At 40.8% G+C, this 529-nt stretch carries 1 protein-coding gene; it reads left to right on the forward strand.

The window, feature by feature from the left end:
* Nucleotides 1–529, forward strand: a 529-nt coding sequence (locus tag AC3G7N_RS22490) for a LysM peptidoglycan-binding domain-containing protein (protein WP_489424319.1), incomplete at both ends; no start/stop codon positions are given.

Below are 529 nucleotides of genomic sequence, written 5' to 3' on the forward strand. Positions count from 1 at the left end.
GCAGCGTGGGGAAACGCTGTGGAGAATAGCACAGAATTATGGGAGTGATATAAATCAGATAATATTGCTCAACCAGCTTGATAGTCCAGATACACTAGTTGTCGGGCAGTCACTCGTAATCCCAAATCCAAACAAGGAGTATGTTGTTAGACCAGGTGACACTTTATGGGAAATTGCGCAAATGTATGGTGTATCGGTTAATGAGCTTGCTCGCGCGAATAATATTACGAATTCCTCCCTGATTTTTGTTGGGCAATTGCTCGAGATGCCATATTCAGTTCACGTGGTCCAGGTCGGGGAGTTTTTGTGGGGAATCGCTCAACAATATGGTGTGCCTGTCAATCAAATTATCGAAGCGAATAATATTACAAATTCATCTTATATCTATCCTGGGCAACGCTTGAGAATTCCAAATGTAAATAAACCTGTAATAGAGGTTAATGCTTATGTTACACAAACAAATGAACAAGCAAGAAGGGAAGTATTAGCGTTAGGCAGCAATTTTACGTACCTTTCCCCGTTTATGTAT

It is taken from the genome of Virgibacillus carmonensis, assembly GCF_057836705.1.